The sequence below is a fragment of the Variovorax robiniae genome, assembly GCF_037889955.1.
In the GTDB taxonomy this organism is placed as follows: domain Bacteria; phylum Pseudomonadota; class Gammaproteobacteria; order Burkholderiales; family Burkholderiaceae_C; genus Variovorax; species Variovorax robiniae.
Genome location: NZ_JBBKZS010000006.1, coordinates 322,114 through 346,226 on the forward strand (window position 1 = coordinate 322,114; position 24,113 = coordinate 346,226).

Genomic DNA, 24,113 nt, shown 5'->3' on the forward strand with positions numbered 1-24,113 from the left:
TTGCAAAACTTGCAGCGTTCGTACCGGGTCAGTCGTGGGGCGGCAACGTTGAATTGGGCGGGCTCGGTAAGGGAAGTACTACTTTCGTGCGCTTATCGAGGATGCCTGTTCAGAGCTTCAATCTGAACCCGAAGACTTGTAGTGCTTGCCGGAGGAAATCGAGGTCTTCTGCGCGAACGAATCCGATGCATTCATACTCCCTTCACTCACCAAGCGGACGAATCCGGTGGATCTCTCACGACGCGTCCTGGGCTTCCTTCCACACAGCCGCCGCGACCTGCGCCTGGCGAGCGGCCTGGTGCTCTTCACCTACGTGGCCGTGCACCTCTCCTGTCATGCGCTGGGACTGGTGTCGCTGGATACGGCGGAGGAAGCGCTGCGGATCACGGTGCGCTTCTGGCACAGCCTGCCGGGTACGGTGCTCCTGTACACGGCAGCGGCCGTTCATGTCTCGCTGGCGCTGTTCGCTGTCTACGAGCGGCGGACCTTCCGCATGCCGCCTGTCCAGGGGATACGCATCATCCTGGGGCTGGTGATGCCGATCGGATTGATCGCGCACTTCGTGGCCACTCGCTATGCGCATGACAGGTTCGGCCTGTCGGCGGAGTACGCGCGCGTGGCGGGCGGGCTCTGGGTCGGCGGTGCCTCGGGCCTGGCGCTCGGGCTGCTGGCGCCCGGATGGATCCACGGATGCCTGGGGCTTCGCTTCGCATTCGGCCACCGCGTCTCGTCGCAGCGCGTGAAGCTCGGGCTGTTCGGTGCGGCGCTGCTGCTGCCGGTGCTGGCCGCGCTGGGCTTCATCAACATGGGCCGGGAACTGTACGCACCGGCGTCGGCGCATGTCGTCCCGCCACCGTACGGGGATGCCGCCCAGGAGGCCAGGCTGGATAGGTCGGGCCATGACGCGCGCTCGACTTACTTCGCATTGCTGCTGCTGATCGTGGCCGCCCGCATCGCGCGCAGCCTGAACGAGCGTCGGCGCAAGTCGGTGGTCTGGATTTCGTATCCCGGCCGGACCGTCAGCGTGCCGCGCGGCTGGACGGTGCTGGAGGCGAGCCGCAGCTTCGGCATTCCGCACCAGGCCCTGTGCGGCGGGCGCGCCCGATGCACGACATGCCGGGTGCGCGTCGTCGAGGGCGGGTCGCACTGCCCCGATCCACAGGTCGACGAGTCACGGGCGCTGCACCGGCTGGCCGGGGCGAAGGGGACGATCCGGCTCGCGTGCCAGTTGCGGCCCACGGGCAACGTGGAAGTGGTGCCGATCCTCTCCGGCACGCGCGTGGGACGACCCGTGGCCCAGCCGTCATCCGATACGACGGAGCTGGAGGCGCTCCTGCTGCTGCTGGAGGTCCGGCTCGACACCGGCTCGGTCGCACCGAGCGCAGCCGCGCACGATGCGATCTATGCGCTGAGCCACTACCAGGCCATCGCGGAGGCGGCGGCGGTTTCGCGTGCCGAAGTCTTCAGGCACGCGGCGTCGAGCTGGATCCTGCTGTTCCGCTGCGGCAACGATCCGTCGGCGGCCTCGGCCAACGCGCTGTCGGTGGCTCGCCAGGTCGACGCCGATGCGGCTGGCCTGTGCCAGGAGCTTGACCGGGACCTGGGACTGCATGCGAGCGCATCGCTGGCCATGCATGCTGGCCGGGTCGTGGTCGGGACGCTTGGCGCCGCGACGATGGCAGTCGTTGGCGGGCCGGTCGAGGACCTCGAACGTGTTCGCGGCGGGCGGTTGGCGCCGAGCGGCAGTCTGCTCGTCTCCAGAAGCGCGGCCCGTTCCGCAGGCATGTCGCAGGATGGGCTCGCTTGGGATCCGGGCCAGCGTGGAGAAAGTGGGACCACGCACGGCGAAGCGTGGGCTGAAATGCGCCTGCCGGATCACTGAAGGCACCGGCAGCGCCTCGGCCTGCCGAAGACCGCGACAGGCGGCTGTCGGTGAACTGAGTCACTCGCGGCCAGCCCCCTTGACGACAGCGAATTCGATCAGCGGTCGTGGACCGCCGGTTGCACCGAAGAGCGCTTCACCGTCATTCGACAGCCGCAGACTCACTCTCACTGTGCCGGCCAGGCTCTGTGGTGCGGAGGATTTCGTTCAGAACGCCAGTGGCGTAACTCCCGGCGGGCAAGGAGAACGTCAGCACCAGTTGATTGGCTTGCGGCCATTCCCATGACATTTCCGCCGGGCTCGCCACCAGGGCGCGGCGCTCCTGATCCAGGCCGGCGTGTTCCATGCCGTCGCACAGGGTGGCGTGACGTCCGGCCACGCCGTTTTCCAGGGCCTGCGCCTGATCGGTGGTGATCACGCGGCCCCGTCCCCAGAGCGGTCCGGTGGGCCGGCCCGCCTCGTCCATCACGTCACCGGGCAGGGTCTTGCCCCAGAGTCCCTGTTGAATTCGAAGCGCCAGCACTTCATTGAAGACGAAGGAGCGCACCGCCGACAGGTAGATGCCCTTCTTCTTCGGGTTGCGCACGCGGATTTCGCGCGCCAGCATGGCGCGGCCCTGCTCGACGTTGCCGCCGTCATGGCCGAAACGCTGGGCGCCGAAGTAGTTGGGCACGCCCTGTGACGCCACGGCCTTGAGATTGGCCTCGATGGCGTCGCGGTCGGCGGTCACGTCTCGCAGCACGATGCGGAATCGGTTGCCCTGCAGATCACCGGGGCGCAGCTTTTTCACGTGGCGGCTTTGATTCAGCACCTTGAATTCCGGGTGCTGAAGCAGGGTCAGGTCGGGCGTCTCGCCCTTCGGCAGATAGATGCTGAACCACTGGCGGGTGATGGCATGGCGGTCCTTGAGGCCGGCATAGCCCACGTCCCTTTCCTGCACGCCGGCGGCCTCGGCCAGTTGCTGGGCGACGAAGACGGTGTTGGCACCGTTCTTTTCGACGTCCAGCCAGATGTGTTCGCCCTCACCGGAGGGCAGTTGAAGCGGAAGTTCGGTCACGGAGAAATCCTCGTTGAGGAGTTTCAGGGTGGCGCTGGCGCCGCTGGCCGGATAGGCGTTGGGCCACCGGGGCAAGGTCGTGTATCGAGTGTCGGTCATGAGCAGTCTGACGGCACCACAGCGGTAGATAGGGACAGGCTGTCTGGCCGACCAGGGATGGTGCGGACAGAGATTCTCGCCTTACCTGCATGCCGTGCCGAGCGTCTGCAAATGCGACTTCAATGGGAGGCGTCTGTGCGTCATGCGCTACCGCGCCACCCGGTCGCGCCGGAAGCAGTCGTACGTTCGGGTTCTAATGCGAGCCATGAATACGACCTACCGCATGCCCGGGGCCGTCCTGACCGAGCGCGAGCACTCCATTCCCTTGGTCCACGGCGACCCGACGCGCGGCACGATCAGCGTGTTCACGCGCGAGCTTGCTGCCCCGGACGGTCTTGATCGCCCCTACCTCGTGTTCCTGCAGGGCGGCCCGGGCTTCGAGGCCACCCGCCCGACGAGCCCGCCCTCGGGGTGGATGGCGCGTGCCCTTGTGGACTTCCGGGTCCTGCTGCTTGACCAGCGGGGCACAGGGCGCTCCACGCCCGTCGGGCCTGTCATCCCAGGGGCAGGGCCTGCCGACCAGGCCGAGTACCTCACGCATTTCCGCGCCGACTCGATCGTGCGCGACCTCGAACTGATCCGCGCTGAACTCGGCGTCGAGCGCTGGAGCCTGCTCGGTCAGAGCTTCGGGGGATTCACCTCGCTCACCTATCTGTCGCTGGCGCCCGAGAGCCTGCGGGAGGTACTGATCACCGGCGGCCTCGCGCCGATCACGAATCGGCCGGTCGACGAGGTCTACGCGGCGACATGGGCGCGCGTGCGCGAAGCGAACCAGCGCTATCACGCGCGGTACCCCGGAGATCTCGATCGCTTGCGGACGATCCTGCGCCGGCTCGACAAGGAAGATGTCCGCTTGCCCAACGGCGACCGCCTCACATCGCGCCGGTTCCGGCAGACCGGCATGTGGCTCGGCGACAGCGCCGGGTTCGAACGGCTTCACCACCTGCTCGAGCTGCCTTTCGACTCGGCCGCATTCATGGTCGACGCGCAGATGGCCTCATCCTGGGAGCGCAATCCGATCTACGCGACGCTCCATGAGTCCTCGTACGCCGACGGGGGTGCCACCCGCTGGTCGGCACACCGGCTCGCGCCCGAGGAGGCGATGACCGGCGACCTCCTCGGCGCAGAGCATGTCTTCCCCTGGATGTGGGACGACTACGCGGGCTTGCGCGCGCATCGCGAGGTGGCGCAGCTTCTGGCGGAGCATCCATGGCCGCGCCTGTACGACGCTGACCGCCTCGCACGCAATGAGGTCCCGGTGGCAGCGACCGTGTACGTCGACGACGTCTACGTGGAGCGATCATTTGCCGAGGAGACGGCCCGTGGCGTTCGTGGACTGCGGGCCTGGGTGACCAACGAGTACGCCCACAACGGCCTGCGGGCCGATGGCGAGCGCATCGTGGGTCGCCTGCTCGACATGGTCCGCGGCCGGGCGTGAGCCGTTGGGCGCGGCCTTCGCGGACCCTGCAAACCTGAAAACTGCCAGGCCTGCTTGTCGGGCCAGGTAGCCGCGTGAGACTTGCAACAACACCATGCCGACAAAGAAGCGGTTTCGTGCACCGCAAAGCGAAACCCTGCACTAACATGGTCCCGGGCCCGCCCTCACGGCAGGCCACGTCGCTCGGACGGTTCCGGGCGCTTACGTGAGAGTTCCATCCAATGACTGCTTCTTCCGGCAGGCGCCGCTTCGCGCGCATCGACCGCCTTCCTCCCTACGTCTTCAACATCACCGCCGAGCTCAAGCTCGAGGCGCGGCAACGCGGTGAAGACATCATCGACATGAGCATGGGCAACCCTGATGGCGCGACGCCCGCGCACATCGTGGCCAAGCTCACCGAGGTCGCGAAGCGGCCCGACACGCACGGCTACTCGGCCAGCAAGGGCATCCCGCGCCTGCGCCGCGCGATCTCGCGCTGGTACAAGGACCGCTACGCCGTCGACATCGACCCCGACAGCGAAGCCATCGTCACCATCGGCTCCAAGGAAGGGCTGGCGCACCTGATGCTCGCCACGCTGGACCGCGGCGACACCGTGCTGGTGCCCGACCCCAGCTACCCGATCCACATCTACGGCGCGGTCATCGCCGGCGCCGACATCCGCTCGGTGCCAGTGTCGCCCGATGTCGACTTCTTCGCCGAGTTGGAGAAGACCATCCGCGGCAGCTACCCCAAGCCGAAGATGATCATCCTGGGCTTTCCGTCGAACCCGACCGCGCAGTGCGTGGAGCTCGGCTTCTTCGAGCGCGTCGTCGCGCTCGCGAGGAAGCACGACATCTTCGTGGTGCACGACCTGGCCTATGCCGACATCGTGTTCGACGGCTGGAAGGCGCCGTCGATCATGCAGGTGCCCGGCGCGAAGGACGTGGCGGTCGAGTTCTTCACGCTCTCCAAGAGCTACAACATGGCCGGCTGGCGCATCGGCTTCATGGTCGGCAATCCGGACCTCGTGGCCGCGCTGGCACGCATCAAGAGCTACCACGACTATGGCACCTTCACGCCCCTGCAGGTCGCGGCCATCGCGGCACTGGAAGGCGACCAGCAATGCGTGAAGGACATCGCCGCTCAGTACCAGCGGCGGCGCGACGTGCTCTATAAGGGGCTGATCGAAGCGGGCTGGGAGGTCGACCTGCCCAAGGCCTCGATGTACATCTGGGCGCGCATCCCGCCGCAGTACCGCGAGATGGGCTCGTTGGCCTTTTCGCGCAAGTTGCTGGAGGAGGCCAAGGTCTGCGTCTCGCCCGGTATCGGCTTCGGCGACCATGGCGACGGGCACGTGCGCTTCGCCCTGATCGAGAACGAGGCGCGCATCCGCCAGGCGGTGCGCGGCATCAAGCAGATGTTCAAAGCTGACGCTCCGGCTTGACCACCACCACGCCCGTCATGTACGCGTGCACGGAGCACACGTACTCGTAGCTGCCGGGCTTGTCGAAGCGGCGGCTGAACTGCTCTCCGGGCAACAGCAGCGGCGCGCCGGGTGCGTTGTCCTTGAAGGCGACGCCATGCGGCGCGCCGTCGTCGTTGCGCCAGGTCACGCTCTGGCCGGCGGTGATGGTCGTCGGGCCCGGCACGAAGGCGAAGTTGGCGATCGACACCTTGGCGCCAACCGTTTGGGCGGCCGTCGGCGCATGCTGCATCGCGACCTTGCGCGGCGCATTGCCGACGTCGACGGTCTGCGACTGGCCGCTCGCCGGGTCGACGATGTGGATGCTGTTGCCGCCTTCGTTGCTCACGACCAGCCGCTTTCCGTCCGGCGAGATGTCGACCCAGTGCGGCTGCTTGCCGACCGCGATGCTGCGCGCCACTGCATTCGTCGCCGGGTCGAAGAACTGCAGTTCGCCCGGGCCTTGCACCACGACGACGCCCTGCGCCAACGAGGCGAAGTGCTGCGCGATGTGCGGCGAGACGCCGGTGGGGATCTGCGCGACGATCTTGTTGGCGACGGCATCGACCACCTGCACCGCGGGCGTGCCGGCGAGCGTGAGATAGACCCGCTTGCCATCAGGCGCGAACTCCAGGTCGCGCGGCGGCTTGTCGAGCGCGATGCTGCCGCTGACCTTGTGTGTCGTCATGTCGACGATGGCCACCGCGAAGCTGCCTGGCTGTTGCGATGACACATACGCTTGGCTGCCATCGGGCTTGATTGCGATCGTGTGAGGCTTGGGAACGGGCACCGTGTCGGTGATCGCACCGGATGCAGTCTCGATGAAGGCGACACGGTCCGCCCCGTTGACCGCTACCAGCACTTGCTTGCCGCCTGGACCCAGCGCCAGGCCTTGCGGTCCGTTGCCGACTTCGATGGTCTTGCTCACGCTGTCCTTCACTGCGTCGATCACGCTCAGCGATGAAGCACTGGAGCCGCTCACGAACACGCTCTTGCCATCGGCGCTGACCACGATGCCGTCGGGCCCGGCCGCCACCGGCACGGTCGCGACGACCTTGGCCGTGTCGATGTCCACGACGCTGACCGTGTTGTCCTTGAAATTGCCGACGTAGACCTTGGGGCCGGCGGCAAGTGCAGTCGCGGCCAGCGCGGCAAGGCTCGCGGCCACGGCGCCGCGCAGCAGGACAGAGGGATGTGAGATGAAGCGCATGAGTGAATCCCGCAGTGGTTGATGGACCCGATGCATGACGCGCCCCGAGCGCGCCGCATTCCCAGCCTGTGCAAAGCCCGTGCACCTTGATCGGGATTGGAATAAAACGGCGCTGCGCTCAGTCATCAGAACGAGAGCCGCCGTTGACCCCGACCGCCAGAACCTTCGAGACCGCCGTCATGCCGCACCTGCATGCGTCGTACAACCTTGCGCGCTGGTTGCTGCGCGACGACCGAAGCGCCGAGGACGCGGTGCAGGAGGCCTACCTGCGCGCCTTCCGCTTCTTCAAGGACGTGCGGGGCGACGACGTGCGGCCCTGGTTGCTGGGCATCGTGCGCAATGCCTGCCACGACTGGCTTCGGCAGAACCGCCACCTCGACGACCAGGTCGAGTTCGACGAAGTGCGCGACAGCGAAACGCTGGGTTCGTCCGAAGACAGGAGCCATGCCGATCCGCTCATCCTGCTCGACCACCGCGACCAGGCCGCGCGCGTCAACCAGGCCATCGCCGACCTGGCCCCCGCCTTCCGCGAGGTGATCGTGCTGCGCGAGCTGGAGGAGATGAGCTACGAGGACATCGCCCGCGTAGCGGGCGTGCCGGTGGGCACCGTCATGTCGCGCCTGTCGCGGGCGCGCGCGATGTTGCGCAAGTCCCTGCAAGGCGAGCGACCCGCGCCGACGGCAAGTGCGAACGCGTTGCGCGAAAGGAAAGCCTGAACATGGAACCCGCCGAAGACGCCGCACTGTCGCAACTGCTTCGCCAGCATGCGGTGCGCCATGCACCGCACGAGGCGCTGGCCGAGCGCATCCGCGCGAGCCTGCCGCAAGCGACGCAGGCGGTGCAAGCGCAACCCGGCCTGTTCACGCGCTGGCGCCGCGCGCTCGAGTCGCTGGCGCTCTTCGGCGCCGGCCTGGCCACCGCCTGGATCGCCGCAAGCATCCTGTTCGTCACCCCCCCAACGAACGAGATCCCGGATGAAGTCACCGCCAGCCACGTGCGCTCGCTGCTGGCCGATCACCTGGCCGACATCCGCGCCACCAACCATCACACCGTCAAGCCGTGGTTCGCCGGCAAGATCGATTTCTCGCCGCCGGTCATCGACCTGGCCGAGCAGGGTTTTCCGATGACGGGTGGCCGGCTCGACTACATCGATGGCCGGACAGTGGCCGCGCTGGTCTACGGGCATGGTTCGCATGTCATCAACCTGTTTGTCTGGCCCGCAACGCCGGGCCAGCGCGACCAGCCCATGCGACGCATGACGCGCCAGGGCTACAACCTGGCCCACTGGACAGTGGCCGGCATGAACGCCTGGGCCGTCTCGGATGTGGATGCCACCGAGTTGCAGACCTTCGTCGATCTGGTGCGTGCGCGCATGGTGACGGCGCCGCAGTAAAGCGGATCCCTACACTGGCGCTGCCGGCATCCCGCCGGTGTGATCCACCATGACGACATTCCCCAAGTTCTCGCGCCGACGCGTCCTCGGTGGCGCCCTCGCAGCCGCCTCGCTCGGCCAACCCTTCCTGCAATTGCACGCCCAGGCATGGCGCGGGCGCGACCCCTTCACGCTCGGCGTGGCCTCGGGCTGTCCACGACCGGACGGCATGGTGCTGTGGACCCGCCTCGCGCCCGACCCGTTGCAGCCAGTCGGCGGCATGGGCGATGCACCGGTGGACGTTGCCTGGGAAGTCGCGGAGGACGAACGCTTCCGTCGCATCGTGCAACGCGGCACGGTGCGTGCCACGGCCGAGCTTGCACATTCGGTGCGCGTGGAGTTGCAGGGCCTGTCGCCCGCGCGCTTCTACTGGTACCGCTTCACCGCGGGCGATGCGCGCAGCCCCGTCGGCCGCAGCCGCACGGCGCCGGCAGAGGACGACACCGCCACGCCCGCGCGCTTCGCCTTCGCCTCCTGCCAGCAATTCGAGCAAGGCTTCTACGCCGCCTACCGCGACATGGCCGCACAACCGCTCGACCTGGTGATCCACCTCGGCGACTACATCTACGAAAGCTCCTGGGGCAAGCGCCTCGTGCGCAAGCACCCGGGCGGCATCCCTGTCGACCTGCCCGGCTTCCGCAGCCGCCACGCGCTCTACAAGACCGACCCCGACCTTCAGGCCGCGCATGCCGCGCACCCCTGGCTCGTGACCTGGGACGACCACGAGGTTGCCAACGACTACACCGACGACGTCTCCCCGCGCACCGTCGACCCCGAGGAGTTCCTGGCCATGCGCGCCGCCGCCTACCAGGCCTGGTTCGAGCACATGCCCGTGCCCATGCGCATGCGCCCGCGCGGCCCGGCCATGCCCATCCATGGCCGCTACCGCTTCGGCCAGATGCTCGACGTCTTGCTGATGGACGGGCGCCAGTACCGCTCGCATCACGCCTGCCTGCTCAAGCGCAGCGCCTCGCCCCTGACCGACTGCGCCGATCGGCTGGCGCCGGGGCGGTCCTACTTCGGCATGGCGCAGGAGGCCTGGCTCGCGCAGGAACTGCAGCAGCCGCCGACGCGATGGACGGTTGTCGCGCAACAGACCCTGATGGCCGAGGCCGATCGCAAGACCGGCCCCGAGCATGGCTACTGGATGGATGGATGGGACGGCTATGCGGTAGCCCGTGCCCGGTTGCTCGATGCGCTGGCCGCCGACCCGCGCCGCAATCCGCTGGTGATCAGCGGCGACGTGCATGCCTTCTTCGCGGCCGAGCTGAAGCGCGAGCCGGATGGCAAGGCCGTGGCCACCGAGTTCGTCGGCGGCTCCATCACCTCCGAAGGCCCGAGTCTTTCGAACGTCGCCAACCTGCTCGCGAAGAACCCGCACCTGCGCTACGGCCGCGGCGATGTGCGCGGCTATGCGCTGATGTCATTGGATGCGCGGGGATGCACGGTGGATTTCCGCGCGGTCGATGACGTGAAGCTGGCGGATTCGCCGGTGAACCGCATCGTGCGTTTCTCTGTCGAGCCGGGTGCGCCGGGTGTGCATGTCGAATCGACTTGAGGACTTTGGCGCGGAAGCCGCCGCGGGCCTTGTCCGAGGAAAAGCAAGGGACTAGGGTTTCTCCCTAGACTCGGGCCTTGCCCGCTCCACGTCGGCCGGGCCCTCCAGGAGGACTCCGGTCTTGAACGCTGCCAACCCCATGCCTGACGGCGTGGAAACCCCGCCCATCGATCCCGACAAGGTCAATTTCACGCGCGCGATCCTGGCGCTCGGCGTCGGCGGCTTCGCCATCGGCACGGGTGAGTTCGTCATCATGGGCCTGCTGCCCGAAGTGGCGCGCGACATCAGCGTGAGCATTCCGCAGGCCGGCCATGTGATCAGCGCCTATGCGCTCGGCGTGGTGATCGGCGCGCCGGTGCTGGCCGTGGCGGCGGCGAGCTGGCACCGGCGCACGCTGCTGATCGCGCTGATGGCGTTCTTCGCGCTCGGCAACTTTGCGAGCGCGGTGGCGCCGGGTTACTTCTCGTTGAACGTGCTGCGCTTTGCGAGCGGGCTGCCGCATGGCACCTACTTCGGCGTGGCCGCGCTGGTGGCCGCGGCGCTGGCGCCACCGGGCCGGCGTGCACGGGCGGTGGGGCTGGTGATGCTGGGACTGACCAGCGCCACGCTGGTCGGCGTGCCGATCGCGGCCTGGCTGGGGCAGGTATTCGGATGGCGCGCGGCCTTCGTGTTCGTCGGCGTGGTCGCGTTGATCGGGGTGGCGCTGCTGCGGCGCGACATTCCCGACATCCAGCCGGCCATCGGCGCGAGTCCGTGGCGCGAGCTGGGCGCGCTGAAGCGCAAGCAGGTCTGGTTCACGCTCGGCATCGGCGCCATCGGCTTCGGTGGAATGTTCTCGGTGTTCAGCTACATCAAGCCGACACTGACCGAAGTGGCCGGCATGTCGGTGGCGGGCGTGCCCTTCGTGCTGGCGCTGTTCGGGCTGGGCATGGTCACGGGCAACCTGGTGGGTTCGCGGCTGGCGGACAAGTCGCTGCTGAAGACCATCGGCGGGCTGCTGGTGTATGCCTTCTTCGTGCTCGTGGCTTTCACCTTTGCGGCGCATCACGTGGTTTCGGCCGGTATCTGCGTGTTCCTGATCGGGACCACGGTGGCCATCGGGCCGGCATTGCAGATCCGCCTGATGGACGTGGCGGGTGATGCGCAGACGCTGGCCGCGGCGCTGAATCATTCGGCCTTCAACATGGCCAATGCGCTGGGCGCGTGGCTTGGCGGACTCGCCATCAGCGCGGGCTTCGGATGGACTTCGACGGGCTGGGTCGGTGCATTCCTGGCCGTGGTGGGCATGGGGATCTTCTGGTGGTCGATCACCAGCGCGCGGGCTGCGGGGCGGCCGGTGGCGAAGGCCGCACCTGAAGCTTCGGCGGGCTGACAAGGCGCCGAGGGCGGTCGCGGCGAATCTCTGGGGCGGTGCCGTTGGCATTCAACCCATCCGGCCGCCCCCCGCGCTCAGCTCCGCCCAATCCAGTTCCTGCACCAGCACCCGGTAGGCGTCGTCGCCGATCACGTCGTCGCGCCGCAGTTCGAAGGCGCGCTGCCGCGCCACGGCAATCGCGCGGCGCCGCAGCGGCCCGCCGGGCACCTCATCGACCGGCCCGTCGCGCGCCTCGCTCGAATTCAGCTCGACCACCGCGCCGTATTCCTTGCGCAGCAGCTTGGCGGACAGCGTGTCGTCGTCCTTGATCGCATCGAGCAGCGTGCGGTACGCATGCGTGCGGCCGAGCCGGATCTCGCGGCCGACCGGGTCGTCGTCGGTCAGCCCCATCGCGCGGATCAGCGGCGCCATCGTCAGGCCCTGCAGCACCAGCGTGCCGAGCACGACCGCGAAGGCGCACAGCAAGACCAGGTCGCGGAAGGGGAAGGGCGTACCGTCGGGCAGCGTCTCCGGGATCGCAAAGGCCGCGGCCAGCGTGACGATGCCGCGCATCCCGGCCCAAGACAGCACAATGCCGCCACCCACGGTGGGCCGGGGGCGCAGCGGGTCGGCGGGTGCAGCGGCCCGCCGACGCTTGAACGCGTAATAGACCATCACCCACGCGAAGCGCGCCGCGATCGTCACGCCCAGCACGACGGCGGCCGTGATCAACGCGCCGACCTGCCCGCCACTGGCCTCCAGCCGCGTCCAGATCGGCCGCAATTGCATGCCGATCAGCACGAAGGCAAAGGCATTCAACACGAACACGACCGACTCCCACACCGCGAACACCGGCACCCGCATCCGCGCCGGCATTTGCGGACCGCGCCGCGCGACCGTCATCGCGTAGGCGACGAGGGTCAGGATGCCGGAGAGCCCGATCGCCTCGGCCGCGATCCACACGCCGAAGACCAACGCGAACTGCACGATCAGCGCGATCGGCACTTCATGGATCAGGGCCATCATCGGCCGCAGCACATAGGCGCATGCGACGCCCGCTGCCAGACTGCCGAACAGCGTCAGCAGGAACACCGGTGCAAAGCTGCCGAAGCCGAGATGCCCGGCCATCATCGTCATGATCGCGAGCCGGTAGATGAGCAGGGCGCTTGCATCGTTGAGCAGGCTTTCTCCTTCGAGGATCTTCAGCAGCTTGTGCGGCAGCTTGACCTGTCGCATCACCGCGGTGGCCGCGGCCGCATCGGGCGGCGCGACGATGGCGCCCAGCGCGATCGCCACCGGCCACGGCATGTCGGGCACCAGCCAGCGCGCGACGAACGCGACCGCGAGCACCGTGGTGCCGACCGCCGCGATGACCAGCCCCGCCACGGGCCGCCAGTTCAGGCGCAGGTCGCGCAGCGAGGTGTCATAGGCCGCGTCGACGAGCACGGGCGCGACGAACAGCGTCAGCGCCAGGTGCGGATCGAGCGTCCAGTTCGGGCTCGCGGGCACGAACGCGAGCAGCGTGCCGCCGAGTGCGAGGAAGGTGGGGTAAGGTGCGCCGAGCTTGCGTGCCAGCGCGGCGAGCATCGCGGCGCCGAGCAGCAGCACGATGATCCATTCGAAGGTGGCCATGCGGCCTTGTGTAGCAGCCATCCGCCGCTTTGCCAAGCGCTCCGGCAAGCTGCGCGAACGAAAGGCAGAATGCAGCGACCCCACTGACCGGAGTGCCTGCCATGCTTCAAATGCGCCCAGGTTGCGAATGCTGCGACCGGGACCTGCCACCCGACGATGCGACCGCCCGCATCTGTTCCTTCGAATGCACCTTCTGCAGCGATTGCGCCGACAAGCGCCTAGCCGGACGCTGCCCCAACTGTGGCGGTGAACTGCTGCCGCGCCCACGCCGGGCGGCCGACAAGCTGGCGAAGTTTCCGGCTTCGACCACGCGCGTCTTCAAGCCAGAAGGCTGCGCCAGGACACCCTGAATTCTTCGCCAGAGAGAGCTACCCGCATGAACATGAACGTCCCTTACACGCCGCCCTCCGTCTGGTCCTGGAACAAGGACAGCGGCGGCCGTTTCGCCAACATCAACCGCCCGATCGCCGGCGCCACGCATGACAAGGACCTGCCAGTGGGTCGCCATCCGTTGCAGCTCTATTCGCTGGCCACGCCCAATGGGGTCAAGGTCACGGTCATGCTGGAGGAACTGCTGGCGCTGGGTCACCAGGGCGCGGAGTACGACGCCTGGCTGATCCGCATCAACGAGGGCCAGCAGTTCGGCAGCGGCTTTGTCGCGGTCAATCCCAACTCCAAGATCCCGGCGCTGCTGGACCGCAGCGGCACGACGCCGGTGCGCGTGTTCGAATCCGGCGCGATCCTGCTGTACCTGGCCGGGAAGTTCGGCGGCGCTTTCATCCCGGCCGATGGCGCGGCGCGCGCCGAATGCCTGTCGTGGCTGTTCTGGCAGATGGGCGCCGCGCCTTACCTTGGCGGCGGCTTCGGTCACTTCTACGCCTATGCGCCGAGCAAGATCGAATACGCCATCGACCGCTTCGCGATGGAGACCAAGCGCCAGCTCGACGTGCTGGACCGGCGCCTTGCGGAAAGCCCGTACCTCGCCGGCGACGAGTACACGATCGCCGACATGGCCGTGTGGCCCTGGTACGGCACGTTGGTCAAGGGCCAGCTCTACGAGGCGGGCGAGTTCCTGCAAGTGCAGGAATACAAGAACGTGCTGCGCTGGACCGACCAGGTCGCCAAGCGGCCGGCCGTGCAGCGCGGACGCATGGTCAACCGCACCTGGGGCCAGCCGGCCAGCCAGTTGCACGAGCGCCATGAGGCTTCCGACTTCGACACGCAAACGCAGGACAAGCTGACCCCACAGGACGCACCATGATCACCCTCTACGACTGTTCCACCGCCCCCAGCCCGCGCCGCGCCCGCATCCTGCTCGCCGAGAAGGGCGTGACCCATGAGACGGTCCAGGTGGACCTGCGCAATGGCGAGCAACTGGGCGAGGCCTTCCGCAAGCTCAACCCGCAATGCACCGTGCCCGTGTTGAAGACCGACGACGGACTGCTGCTGACCGACAACGCGTCGATCACGGCATGGCTGGAGGCGCGTTTTCCGGAGCCTGCGCTGCTGGGCCGCACGCCCGCGGAAAAGGCCGAGATCGCGAGCTGGAACTGGCGCGTGGAATTCGAGGGCCTGGTCGCCATCGCCGAGGCCTTGCGCAACAGCGTGCCGGCCATGGCCAACCGGGCGCTGCCGGGGCCGGTCGACTACGGGCAGATTCCCGAGCTGGCGCAGCGCGGCCTGGCCCGCGTGCAGCAGTTCTTCGTCACGTTGAACGATCGCCTCGCGAGCCGCGAGTTCATCGCCTCGGATCGATTCAGCATCGCCGACATCACGGCGGTGGTGGCCGTCGACTTCGCGCGGATCGTGAAGGTCAAGCCGGGGGAGCAGCACCCGCACCTGCAGCGCTGGCGGGAGGCCATGGCGCAGCGGCCGGCGACTGCGCTGTAGTACGACCAGTGAAACGCCGTCCTCGACGGCTGTGAAGCGCCGGATTCGCTCGCCGCGGGCAGGGTCGAATTGCTGGACGACGCGGATTGGAGCCATGCCGTCGCGGAACGCCTGACGCCGCAGGTGTTCGGTGCTTTAGTCGGGATCGCCCGTTACAGTGAACCCGTTCTTCGTACCGTCCCTCTCATTCGTTCCTGGCTGGAGGATGTCGATGTTGAAACCCGATTCCAGACGCTCGCGTGTCGCCGTCATTGCGCTCCTGGTCGTCATCGCCGCATGCCTGGCCTGGATGGCCCAGCAGCGCGGTTGGTTCGATCGCCATGACCTGCTCTACGTCGAGGCCCCCGATGCCGCAGGAATGACCGAGGGCATGCAGGTCACAAGCCGCGGCGTGGTGGTCGGCAGCGTTCGGCACATTGCCCTCACGTCAGCGAAGCAGTCTGCCGACTACGGCGCACGGATCGAATTGCGCATCGGCCGCGAGCACATGCAGGGCATCCCGAAGGGCAGCACGGCAAAGCTGGTGCGCGAGTACTACATCGGCAAGCAGGCCATCGACCTGCAGCCCTCGAGCGGTCCGGCGGAGCCCGTGAGTCCCGGCGATGTCATCGCCTTCGAACGCGGCAAGGACAACAGCCGAATCGTCGAGGAGATCCAGGCCGCGTTGATGCCGGTGATTGCCGATGCGCGCAAGCTGACCGACAGCCTGAACGATCCCGAGGGGCCCTTGCAGCAATCGCTGAAGGCGGGCCAGGAGGTTGTCGAGAAGCTGCCCGCCCTGGCCGAGAAGACGCGTGAAGTGATCGACCAGGCCCAGGAAGGCGTGAAGTCCATCGAGAGCGGCGCGCGGGCGACCTTGCAGAAGGCCGGCCGCACCATCGACGTCGTGGAGCAGTCCGCGCCCGCCGTGATCGAGAAGGTGCAGCAGGCGGCGGCCACCTCGCAACAGGCCAGCGCCGACGTGCAGGCCATGGCCGCGCAGGCTCAGGAAAGACTGCCCGCGGTGCTGGACCAGGTGCAGGCCGCTGCGGCGCAGGCCAACCAGATGGTGAGCAACGCGCGGCAGACCTGGCCGATCAGCATGCTGACTGGCACCGCCACCACGCCGCAGTCCTTGCCGATCGACAGCATTGGCGGCCTGCCGCTGCCGGGGGAGACGCGATGAAGGGCATGCGCCGACTGATGACCTGTGGCTTGCTCGCGGTGGTCATGGGTCTGCTTGGCGGATGCTCGACGCCGCCTCCGCGCTCGGCGGCCGACATCCGTGCCCAGGGCTTCAACACGCAGGGGCTGGATCGCTACAAGGCGGGCGACTTGCCACGTGCGCTCGGCTACTTCGAGCAGGCGCTGGTGGTCGCACGGTCCATCGAGGACGAGGACGCCATCGCCGCCACGCGGCTGAACCTGGCCATGGTCCATCTCGGCATGGGCCATCAGGACGAGGGCTTGAATCAACTGGACCTGGTGATGGACGAGCGCCGACTGGCGTTCAGTCCCGACCGGCGCGCCGAAGCCGCCTTGCGGCGTGCGATGGCGTTGCAGGCCAGCGATCGCGCAGGCGCCGGTCAATCGCTGGACCGCGCTCTCGTGCTGTGTGGCAACAGTTGCAGCGTCAGGGGGAAGATCCTCAACCTGAAGGCCTGGCTGGCATTGGATGCCGGCAGCCCGGCGGTGGGCTTGCGCTACGCGCAGCAGGCGCAGTCCGCGCTGGCCAAGAACGATTTGCTGGAAAAGGCCAATGCGCTGCGCCTGCAATCAAGCGCCCACATCGCCCTGAAGACGCCCGCCGCGGCCGTGCCCCTGCTGCAGGAAGCCCTCAAGATCGACAAGGCCGCGGGCGCGAGCAGCAAGATCCACCAGGACCTGCTGCTCCTCGGCCAGGCGTCTGCGGACAAACCGGAACTCGCGAGGGACTACTGGACCCGGGCGCGCGACGTGGCGATGGCGGCTGGCAACGGGGCGGAGTCCGAGAAGGAGCCGCCATGGCTGGCGGCGCCGTCGCAATAGCATCAACGCTTGGCCAGAGCTCCTCAGCCCAGTTTCGCCCCATCTTCCAGCAATCGTTCACGCAGCACCGGCATTGGCACTGCGCGAACCTTTCCGTCGCCCTTCGCCGCGATCGAAGCTGCCACGCCGGCCGCTTGCCCCACGGCCATCGAGATGGTCATGACCCGGATCGCCGCGTGCGCACTGTGCGTGGCCGAGACGCCGCGTCCCACGACCAAAGCGTTGTCGAAGCCGATCGGGATCAGGCTGCGGTAGGGGATCTGGTACGCATGATCGTCGCCAAGCCCCTCGTAGCGCAGCTCTCCGCCAGCGGCCGGATGGATGTCGATGGGGTAGGCACCCGCGGCAATCGCATCCGGAAACTGCTTCGGCAACAGCAGTTCCTCGCTCGTCAGCACGTGATCGCCGACGATGCGCCGCGTCTCGCGAACACCGACCTGGGTGCCGAACGCACGCAACTGGCCTTCCTCGCAACCCGGCACGCATTGGCGCAGGTATTGGGCGGCCTTCCAGGCCTGGCGCCGGCCTTCGATCTCCGCAGCGCCCAGCGCCATCGCATCCGTCGCGTCGATCCCGAGGCGGCTGATGTTGAACCAGCCATCATTGCTGAACGGATCACGGCTGGAATGCAAGGCCGCTCGGGCGAGTTGCCCGTCGTCGTAGCCGCGCCGCGCCAGGGCCGCGATCTCGTCCTTCGACAACGCATCGAAGCGCTCGAAGTCGATCGGACCGAATCGGAACATCATCGTGGCCGGCTGCAACGCCTCTCCGTCGTCGAGCTCGAGGAAGGTCGCGCCTGCGCGCTTCAGCGCATCGATGTCGCCGGAAGCATCGATCAACACCCGCGCTCGAAGTTCGACGACGCCGCTCTTGGTCAGGACGTGCAATGCGTCGATCTGCCGACCGGTCACCGCGACGTCGAGCACGGAAGCGTGCAACAGGGGGCGCACGCCGCTCTCCTGGAGCATGTCGTCGAGCACCAGCTTGAGCACTTCAGGTGCGTACTCGACACGGTCCATCTTGTGGCCGGTCGACATCACGAAGGTGGCATGCTCGCCGGCGCCGCCATGGTGTCGCAGCCGGTCGACGACTTCATCGGCAAGACCCGCCACCACCCTTCGCCCATTGGCGGTCTGCCAACTGTTGAACTGCGCGACAGCACCGGCCGTGGCATTTCCACCCAGGAAACCGTAGCGTTCGACCAGCACCACCGACGCACCGGCGCGCGCGGCGGCAACCGCCGCCATGGCGCCCGCCACCCCGCCGCCGCAAACGACGACTTCCGCCTCGATCGTCGACGCAATCGCGTAGCCGAATTTCTTGCTGTCCATCATGAGTCCGCCTTGATGCCACGCGCCTTGATCACTTGCTGCCAGCGTGCCGCTTCTGCCTTCAGGTACTGGGCGGTGTCGTCACGCGACCGTGCCACGGGCTGGAGGCTCATGGCGGCGAAGCGCGTCTTCACGGTGTCGGTCGCGAGCGCCTGCGCCAGCAGCGCCTCCAGTCGCGCCAGCCCGTCCTTCGGGATCGTGCCCTTCGGTGCGACGAGCGCTGCCCAGCCTTGCACCTCGAGGCTCGGCTGGCCCAGCGAGCGCAACGTCGGCACGTTCGGAAGCTCGACCACCGGCGTCGGCGACGACACGGCAAGCGCACGCAGCCGGCCGGACTTGATGTGCGTGATGACGCTGGGCAGGTTCAGGAACCCGCACGACACCAGCCCGCCGATCAGATCGGGCAGCAGCGCGCTCTCGCCCTTGTACGGAACACTGGTGATTGAGGTCTTGGTCTCCACCGCGAAGAGTTCGGCCGTGAGATGGGCCAGCGTCCCGTTGCCGCTGTTGCCCGCCGTCACCGTGCCGGGCTTCGCCTTCGCCTCGGCGACCAGTTCGGCATAGCTCGTGATCTTCGACGAGGCCGGCACCACCAGCACGAGCGGCTGGGCCGACACCATGCCCACCGCGTCGAAGTCGCGGGCCACGTCATAGGCGATCGCAGGATTGAGGACCGGGTTGATCACCATGCTGTTGCTGCCCATCAGCAGCGTGTGGCCGTCCTTGCTCTGTGCTGCGGCCATCACGCCGATGGCGCTGCCGGCGCCCGGCTTGTTTTCCACGATGACGCTTTGGCCCAGCTTGGGTGCCAGCACTTCGGCCAGGACGCGCGCCGAACTGTCCGCACCGCCGCCCGGAGCGAAGGGCACGATGATGCGCACGGTCTTGGTCGGCCACGCGTCCGCTGCCCAGCCTTGTCCGATATGCGTCGATGCGAGGGCGAGCGCAATGCCCGAAATGACCGTGCGCCGGTTGATTCCAGAAAGCGTGTTGTTCAATTGCCTGTCTCCATTGATTGATTGATTGATTGATTGATCGATGGAGGGATGTTAGGAAGCGCCCTCAGGAATTGCCAATACCAAGATGGGCCTCTCCCATAACATCGCGTTATGTGGAGGTTTCCATGAACCTGAGACAGATCGAGGTATTTCGCGCCGTGATGCTGGCGGGCTCCGTGACCGATGCGGCGCGACTGCTCAACGTGTCGCAGCCGGGCATCAGCCGGATGCTCGCGCACATCGAATTGCAGGGCGGCCTGGTGCTGTTCGAGCGAAAGAAGGGCCGGCTGTTGCCGACGCCCGAAGCGCAAGCCCTCTACGCGGAAGTCTGCGAGGTATACGGCGGCATACGTCGCGTGACCGAACTCGCCGAGGAACTCAAGTCCGGCGCGCGGCTGTCGCTGCGTGTGCTGACCAGTCCGAGCACGGGGCTCGTCGCCGTGCCGCGCGCCGTGGCACTGCTGGCGAACGAATATCCGGCAGCCAGGATCTACATCGAGACATTGCCAACGCGTGAGATGCTGTCGCGCCTGACAAATCGCGAAGCCGATCTCGCGATTTCAACCATTCCCACCGACAACGCGCTGCTCGCCTCCAAGACGGTGGGCAAGTGGCGCCTGGTCTGCGTGTTTCCCAAGGGCCATGCGCTGTCGTCGAAAGTCGTGCTGCATCCGCGCGACGTGCTCAACGAGCGTCTCATTTCTTTCAGCCGAGACACGCCGCAAGGCCGAATCATTGACGAATGGTGCGTCGCCAGCAAGGTGCAAGCGGCGTTCTCGGTCGAAGTGCGCGCGGGCCAGATGGCCTGTGCCCTGGCCAGCAACGGCGTAGGCGTCGCCATCGTCGACGACTTGACGGCACGCGCGTTCCGCAGCGACGAACTGGACTTTCGGCCGATCGCCGGCACCCAGTCGCTGGGTATCTACGCGCTCACGCACAAGGGATTCGCGCCCTCGATTCTTTGCAAGCGGATGATCGAATTGGTGACTGCCTCGCTGAAGTTGGTCGTCGGCGATTGAAGAATGTAGGTCGCTTCAATACTGAAGGGGGACCCTCGCTTGCAGTTCGCGGGCGGCTCACATGGGCCCAACTCAGCCAGTCGGGATCGACCGCTGTCCGGCGGGTCCGCAGCGGCTGCCGTATTTGCGAGTCGCTCGATGAACTCACGCTGTGAGGCCCATTCCTGTCGTCCAAGGCCAAGACGGCCTCGGTATGAAAGACCGGTTCGAAGGTATTGGAGTCGTAGCCGGTCGCATCCCTACACGGCCGTCGCACGAGGCGCATGCTGGTCTCGCTCATCGAGCGGTGATCTGTGCGAGTTGCTTGTTCATTCTCCTTCTGGCGCACCATAGAACTCGACGAAGAAGCGCACCGCACCGAGCGGCTCGACGTTGTGCAGCACTTCCGGCACGACGATGCCGGGCGCAGCTTGCGTCACCACCGTGTCGACCTTCCATTCGTCCACGCGGTAGCGCAGTTGACCTTCCAGTACATGGATCTTCCCCCAGGTACCGGCGCGTGTCGTGTGGTCCTTGCGCAGTCCGCCGGGCACTGTGTCTTGCGTGAACACAGGGGTGCTGCGGTAAGCCTGGAAATGCTCTGGCAACTCGAAGCGTTCGCAGCGCACGCAGTCGAGCATCGAGCCCAGGTGCGCTTGGCGCCCTTCCTCGCCGACGACCCACGGCCGCGACACCATCGGCGGATCGTGCCGTACATGCTGTGGATGACCACAGGAAAGCAGCGCGACCCAATGGCCTTCTTCGTCCTGCGTGTAGCCGGTGATCGGGCGTTTCATGCCATCTTCCCCGAGAGGGGGCTCGCGCGCCCGGGACTTTGCGCGAACGGTGGGCCGATAAAATGGATGTACCGTATTGCTTTCAAGGACCCATGCGACTCACGCTGTTCACCGACTACTCCCTGCGCGTGCTGCTCGTGCTGGCCACGCGCACCGAGTCGCTGGTCACGATCGCCGATCTTGCGAAGGCCTTCGACATCTCCCATGCCCACCTGATGAAGGTCACCCACATGCTGGGCAAATCCGGCTGGGTGGAAACGGTGCGCGGTCGAAACGGGGGCATGCGCTTGTCCATGCATCCCTCGAAGCTTAAGCTCGGCACCATCGTCCGCCACCTTGAAACCGACTTCGCCCTGGTCGAGTGCTTCGGCGAAGACAACCGGTGCGTGCTGACAGGCGGCTGTGAACTCGCCGCGGTGCTGGCCCGCGCCATGCAGGCCTTCCTGGACGAACTCGACCGCTACAGCCTGGCAGACATCGCCAACGGGAGCCCTGCGCTGATGGTGCTGCCGCTGTGGCAGGAGGTTACGTGGCAGCCCCGCATGACGCGCCCGAGCATCGAGGTCGTGCCGGCCGTGGCGCAAGCGCTCTTGAGCGAACCCGTGCCATCGAAACGGCGAAAGGCAGGGCGATCGGAATAAGCCCAGCGCGCCGGCGCCGCGTACAAAGTCAATCCAGGGCGCTCGCAGGTCCAAAGAATTCATAGCGCACCTGGTGCTCTGGCACCCCCAACTCCCTGAGGGAGCGCTTGACCTGCCGCATGAAGGGCTTGGGCCCCAGGAAGTAAGCATCGACGTCGCGCACGTCCTGCTTGGCAGCGGGCATCCATTGCGAAAGCGTTTGCGCATCAAGTCGACCGACGGCATGCGGCTGCGCGTCCGAACGCGGCTGCGGTGCTTCCTCGTAGCAGTAGAAGCGCTCCAATTGGGGATGCTTCTTGGCGAGCGCGTCGATCGACGCGCGAAACGCGTGGACCTTGTGTGAACGCGCGCAATGGACGAAGCGGATCGGCCGCGCCGTTCTCAGCGCCGATTCCAGCATGGCCAAGGTGGGCGTGATCCCGACGCCGCCACTGATCAGCACCAGCGGCCGCTCGCTGTGCGCCAGCGTGAAGGCTCCCGAAGGCGGGAAAACGTCGAGCGTGCTGCCTTCGTGCACTTCGTCATGCAGGTGGTTGGAGACCACGCCGCCGGGCTCGCGCTTGATGCTGATGCGGTAGCTGCGGCCGTTCGGCGCAGCCGAAAGGGAGTAGTTGCGACGCACTTCCTGGCCGTTCACTTGCAGGCAAAGGCTGATGTATTGCCCCGGCTCGAAATCGAGGACCGGTTGTTCGTCGACAGGCTCCAGGTAGAACGATGTGATCTCGTCGCTCTCGGCTTCCTTGCGCGCGACGCGGAAGGGTCGTGCGCCCCGCCAGCCGCCGGGTGCGCTCGCGTTGCGGTCGTAGGCAGCGGCCTCCGCACCGATCAGCAGGTTTGCCAACTCGTCGTAGGCAGCAGCCCAGGCGTCGATCACGGCGTCGGTCGCCACCTCGGCACCCAGCACTTCGCGGATCGCGCGCAACAGGCAGGCGCCGACGATCGGATAGTGCTCGGGCAAGACCTGCAAGGCGACGTGCTTGTTGACGATCTGTGCCGCCAGATCGCCAAGCGCTTCGAGCCTGTCGATGTGCCGCGCGTACATCAAGACGCCGTTGGCCAGTGCACGCGGTTGCTCGCCATTGGCCTGGCTCGCCTGGTTGAACAGCGGCCGAACCTCGGGATGCTCGCCCAGCAGGATGCGATAGAAGTGCGTGGTCAGCGCCTCGCCGCCGGTTTCGAGCAGCGGAACGGTGGCGGTGATGATGGCTTTTTGGGCAACGGTCAGCATGGCTTTAAAGATGTAAAAAACATGCATCTTAAAACCGCCACGGCTTTAAAGCAACAAATCACATACTGGTTATGCGGCTTGCGCCGTCATGGCTAGACGTGGGCGCACAGATCCACCAGCAACTCGCGCATCCACCTGTGCGCCGGGTCGCTGTCCTGCCGGCTGTGCCATAGCAGGTGGACAGGCACTTCGAGGCCGTCCAGGGGCGCCTTGAAGCATTGCAGCGCGTGCGTCGCGGCAAAGCCCTGGGCCATGCGCGAGGGCATCGTGCTTACAAGGGCGGTGCGTGCTACCACGAGCGGCATGTCGAAGAAGGTCGGCACCGACAGGTACTCATCGCGCTTCAGACCGCGGTCTTGAAGGAATTTCTCGATCGGCCTCGGGCCTTGCCAGCCGGGCCAGTCGAGCACGATGTGCGGCAAGCGCAGATATTGATCGAGGGTCAGGCGCCGGCGGCGCTCTTTGCCGTTGCCGCGCACGAGGCACCACAACTCCTCTTCGATGACGAGCTGGCTCCTGAAGCCTTTGTCTGGAATGGGGGAGGCCCACAGATAAAAGTCCACCTTGCCGAAGTGCAGGAGCTCGCGCGCCTCGGCATGGTTCTGCGCAATCACGTTGATGCGCGCCGTGGAATTCAGGGATTCCAGCTTCTCCATGAGCGGCGGCAACAAGACCGTCTCGCCGTAGTCGGTCAGCATGAGGTTGAACTCGCGAGTGCTCTTCGCCGGGTCGAAGGCCGGCCGGGCGGCAAGCGTATCGCCAACGTCGCGCAGGATGCGGTCGATGCTCAGCGCGAGTTCGTCGGCGCGCGGCGTGGGACTGATCGAGCGACCGTCGCGCAGGAAGAGCGGATCCTTGAACTGGTGGCGCATGCGCGCGAGCGCCCGGCTCATGGCCGGTTGGCTCATGGCTGCATTTTCTGCGGCGCGTGTGAGGCTGCGGGCCTTGTAGATGGCATCGAAGAGCGTGAGGAGGTTGAGGTCGAGCGCGCGAAGGGACATGGTCTTCCTTGAATCATCCACTTGATGCATGTATTGAATACCAACAATGCAGTGGTGTTAATGGTCGCCAGTTTTTATTCTCCTGACTGTTCAAAAGACTACGAGGAGACAAGACATC

22 protein-coding genes are annotated in these 24,113 nt (G+C 66.7%); 14 read left to right on the forward strand and 8 right to left on the reverse strand.

Going from position 1 to position 24,113, the window contains the following annotated elements:
* The first annotated feature begins 226 nt into the window (after window positions 1-226).
* Window positions 227-1,882 (forward strand): 2Fe-2S iron-sulfur cluster-binding protein, encoded by a 1,656-nt coding sequence (locus tag WKW79_RS16760; RefSeq protein ID WP_340336302.1) that lies wholly within the window; start codon window positions 227-229, stop codon window positions 1,880-1,882.
* 142 nt (window positions 1,883-2,024) lie between these two features.
* Here WKW79_RS16760 and truD read toward each other — a convergent pair whose 3' ends face one another.
* Complete coding sequence (gene truD, locus WKW79_RS16765) at window positions 2,025-3,038, reverse strand: tRNA pseudouridine(13) synthase TruD (RefSeq protein WP_340336303.1); 1,014 nt, start codon at window positions 3,036-3,038, stop codon at window positions 2,025-2,027.
* Between the two features lie 205 nt (window positions 3,039-3,243).
* On the opposite strand from truD, the gene WKW79_RS16770 reads away from it, so the two are divergent.
* Together WKW79_RS16770 and alaC are read left to right on the forward strand one after the other, a co-directional pair.
* Window positions 3,244-4,476, forward strand: coding sequence for an alpha/beta fold hydrolase (locus WKW79_RS16770; protein ID WP_340336304.1), 1,233 nt, complete (start codon window positions 3,244-3,246; stop codon window positions 4,474-4,476).
* A 221-nt stretch (window positions 4,477-4,697) separates the two neighbouring features.
* Entirely contained in the window at window positions 4,698-5,900 is a 1,203-nt protein-coding gene (gene alaC, locus WKW79_RS16775) for an alanine transaminase (RefSeq protein ID WP_340336305.1), read from the forward strand.
* On the opposite strand, the gene WKW79_RS16780 is transcribed toward alaC, so the two are convergent.
* Window positions 5,878-7,128, reverse strand: a complete 1,251-nt coding sequence (locus WKW79_RS16780; RefSeq protein WP_340336306.1) for a YVTN family beta-propeller repeat protein — start codon at window positions 7,126-7,128, stop codon at window positions 5,878-5,880. The genes alaC and WKW79_RS16780 overlap by 23 nt on opposite strands.
* A 143-nt stretch (window positions 7,129-7,271) precedes the next feature.
* Here WKW79_RS16780 and WKW79_RS16785 point away from each other — a divergent pair, with 143 nt between their 5' ends.
* The 4 genes from WKW79_RS16785 (at window position 7,272) to WKW79_RS16800 (ending at window position 11,490) form a co-directional block, all read left to right on the forward strand.
* Complete coding sequence (locus WKW79_RS16785; protein WP_340336307.1) at window positions 7,272-7,844, forward strand: sigma-70 family RNA polymerase sigma factor; 573 nt, start codon at window positions 7,272-7,274, stop codon at window positions 7,842-7,844.
* Window positions 7,845-7,846: 2 nt separating this feature from the next.
* A complete protein-coding gene (locus WKW79_RS16790; RefSeq protein WP_340336308.1) occupies window positions 7,847-8,521 on the forward strand; it encodes an anti-sigma factor family protein in 675 nt (224 codons plus the stop codon).
* 49 nt (window positions 8,522-8,570) lie between these two features.
* On the forward strand, window positions 8,571-10,118 hold the full coding sequence (locus WKW79_RS16795) for an alkaline phosphatase D family protein (RefSeq protein ID WP_340336309.1): 1,548 nt from the start codon (window positions 8,571-8,573) through the stop codon (window positions 10,116-10,118).
* 121 nt (window positions 10,119-10,239) lie between these two features.
* On the forward strand, window positions 10,240-11,490 hold the full coding sequence (locus WKW79_RS16800; RefSeq protein ID WP_422823903.1) for an MFS transporter: 1,251 nt from the start codon (window positions 10,240-10,242) through the stop codon (window positions 11,488-11,490).
* A gap of 51 nt (window positions 11,491-11,541) precedes the next feature.
* On the opposite strand, the gene WKW79_RS16805 is transcribed toward WKW79_RS16800, so the two are convergent.
* Window positions 11,542-13,125, reverse strand: coding sequence for a cation:proton antiporter (locus tag WKW79_RS16805; RefSeq protein ID WP_340336310.1), 1,584 nt, complete (start codon window positions 13,123-13,125; stop codon window positions 11,542-11,544).
* Between the two features lie 80 nt (window positions 13,126-13,205).
* Between WKW79_RS16805 and WKW79_RS16810 the strand changes: the two genes are divergently transcribed.
* The 5 genes from WKW79_RS16810 (at window position 13,206) to WKW79_RS16830 (ending at window position 17,001) form a co-directional block, all read left to right on the forward strand.
* On the forward strand, window positions 13,206-13,454 hold the full coding sequence (locus WKW79_RS16810; protein WP_340336311.1) for a DUF1272 domain-containing protein: 249 nt from the start codon (window positions 13,206-13,208) through the stop codon (window positions 13,452-13,454).
* A 26-nt stretch (window positions 13,455-13,480) separates the two neighbouring features.
* A complete protein-coding gene (yghU, locus tag WKW79_RS16815) occupies window positions 13,481-14,365 on the forward strand; it encodes a glutathione-dependent disulfide-bond oxidoreductase (protein WP_340336312.1) in 885 nt (294 codons plus the stop codon).
* Window positions 14,362-14,994: a glutathione S-transferase family protein gene (locus WKW79_RS16820; RefSeq protein WP_340336313.1), complete on the forward strand. Its 633-nt coding sequence runs from the start codon at window positions 14,362-14,364 to the stop codon at window positions 14,992-14,994. Before yghU ends, WKW79_RS16820 begins: the two co-directional genes overlap by 4 nt.
* Before the next feature lie 211 nt (window positions 14,995-15,205).
* Complete coding sequence (locus WKW79_RS16825) at window positions 15,206-16,159, forward strand: MlaD family protein (RefSeq protein WP_340336314.1); 954 nt, start codon at window positions 15,206-15,208, stop codon at window positions 16,157-16,159.
* The gene (locus WKW79_RS16830; protein WP_340336315.1) at window positions 16,156-17,001 is read left to right on the forward strand and encodes a tetratricopeptide repeat protein; all 846 of its coding nucleotides are present in this window, start codon (window positions 16,156-16,158) and stop codon (window positions 16,999-17,001) included. Before WKW79_RS16825 ends, WKW79_RS16830 begins: the two co-directional genes overlap by 4 nt.
* Window positions 17,002-17,024: 23 nt before the next feature.
* Here the strand turns inward: WKW79_RS16830 and WKW79_RS16835 are convergent, their stop codons facing one another.
* Both WKW79_RS16835 and WKW79_RS16840 read right to left on the reverse strand, forming a co-directional pair.
* Window positions 17,025-18,335, reverse strand: coding sequence for an FAD-dependent oxidoreductase (locus tag WKW79_RS16835; protein ID WP_340336316.1), 1,311 nt, complete (start codon window positions 18,333-18,335; stop codon window positions 17,025-17,027).
* Complete coding sequence (locus WKW79_RS16840; protein WP_340336317.1) at window positions 18,332-19,330, reverse strand: Bug family tripartite tricarboxylate transporter substrate binding protein; 999 nt, start codon at window positions 19,328-19,330, stop codon at window positions 18,332-18,334. The genes WKW79_RS16835 and WKW79_RS16840 overlap by 4 nt, the downstream gene beginning before the upstream one ends.
* Window positions 19,331-19,455: 125 nt before the next feature.
* On the opposite strand from WKW79_RS16840, the gene WKW79_RS16845 reads away from it, so the two are divergent.
* Window positions 19,456-20,349, forward strand: coding sequence for a LysR family transcriptional regulator (locus tag WKW79_RS16845; RefSeq protein ID WP_340336318.1), 894 nt, complete (start codon window positions 19,456-19,458; stop codon window positions 20,347-20,349).
* 308 nt (window positions 20,350-20,657) lie between these two features.
* Here the strand turns inward: WKW79_RS16845 and WKW79_RS16850 are convergent, their stop codons facing one another.
* Window positions 20,658-21,125: a DUF3565 domain-containing protein gene (locus WKW79_RS16850; RefSeq protein ID WP_340336319.1), complete on the reverse strand. Its 468-nt coding sequence runs from the start codon at window positions 21,123-21,125 to the stop codon at window positions 20,658-20,660.
* A 92-nt stretch (window positions 21,126-21,217) separates the two neighbouring features.
* Here WKW79_RS16850 and WKW79_RS16855 point away from each other — a divergent pair, with 92 nt between their 5' ends.
* Entirely contained in the window at window positions 21,218-21,766 is a 549-nt protein-coding gene (locus tag WKW79_RS16855) for an RrF2 family transcriptional regulator (RefSeq protein ID WP_340336320.1), read from the forward strand.
* Window positions 21,767-21,794: 28 nt separating this feature from the next.
* On the opposite strand, the gene hmpA is transcribed toward WKW79_RS16855, so the two are convergent.
* The gene (gene hmpA, locus WKW79_RS16860) at window positions 21,795-22,994 is read right to left on the reverse strand and encodes an NO-inducible flavohemoprotein (RefSeq protein WP_340336321.1); all 1,200 of its coding nucleotides are present in this window, start codon (window positions 22,992-22,994) and stop codon (window positions 21,795-21,797) included.
* Window positions 22,995-23,086: 92 nt separating this feature from the next.
* The gene (locus WKW79_RS16865; protein WP_340336322.1) at window positions 23,087-23,995 is read right to left on the reverse strand and encodes a LysR family transcriptional regulator; all 909 of its coding nucleotides are present in this window, start codon (window positions 23,993-23,995) and stop codon (window positions 23,087-23,089) included.
* Window positions 23,996-24,113 lie beyond the last annotated feature (118 nt).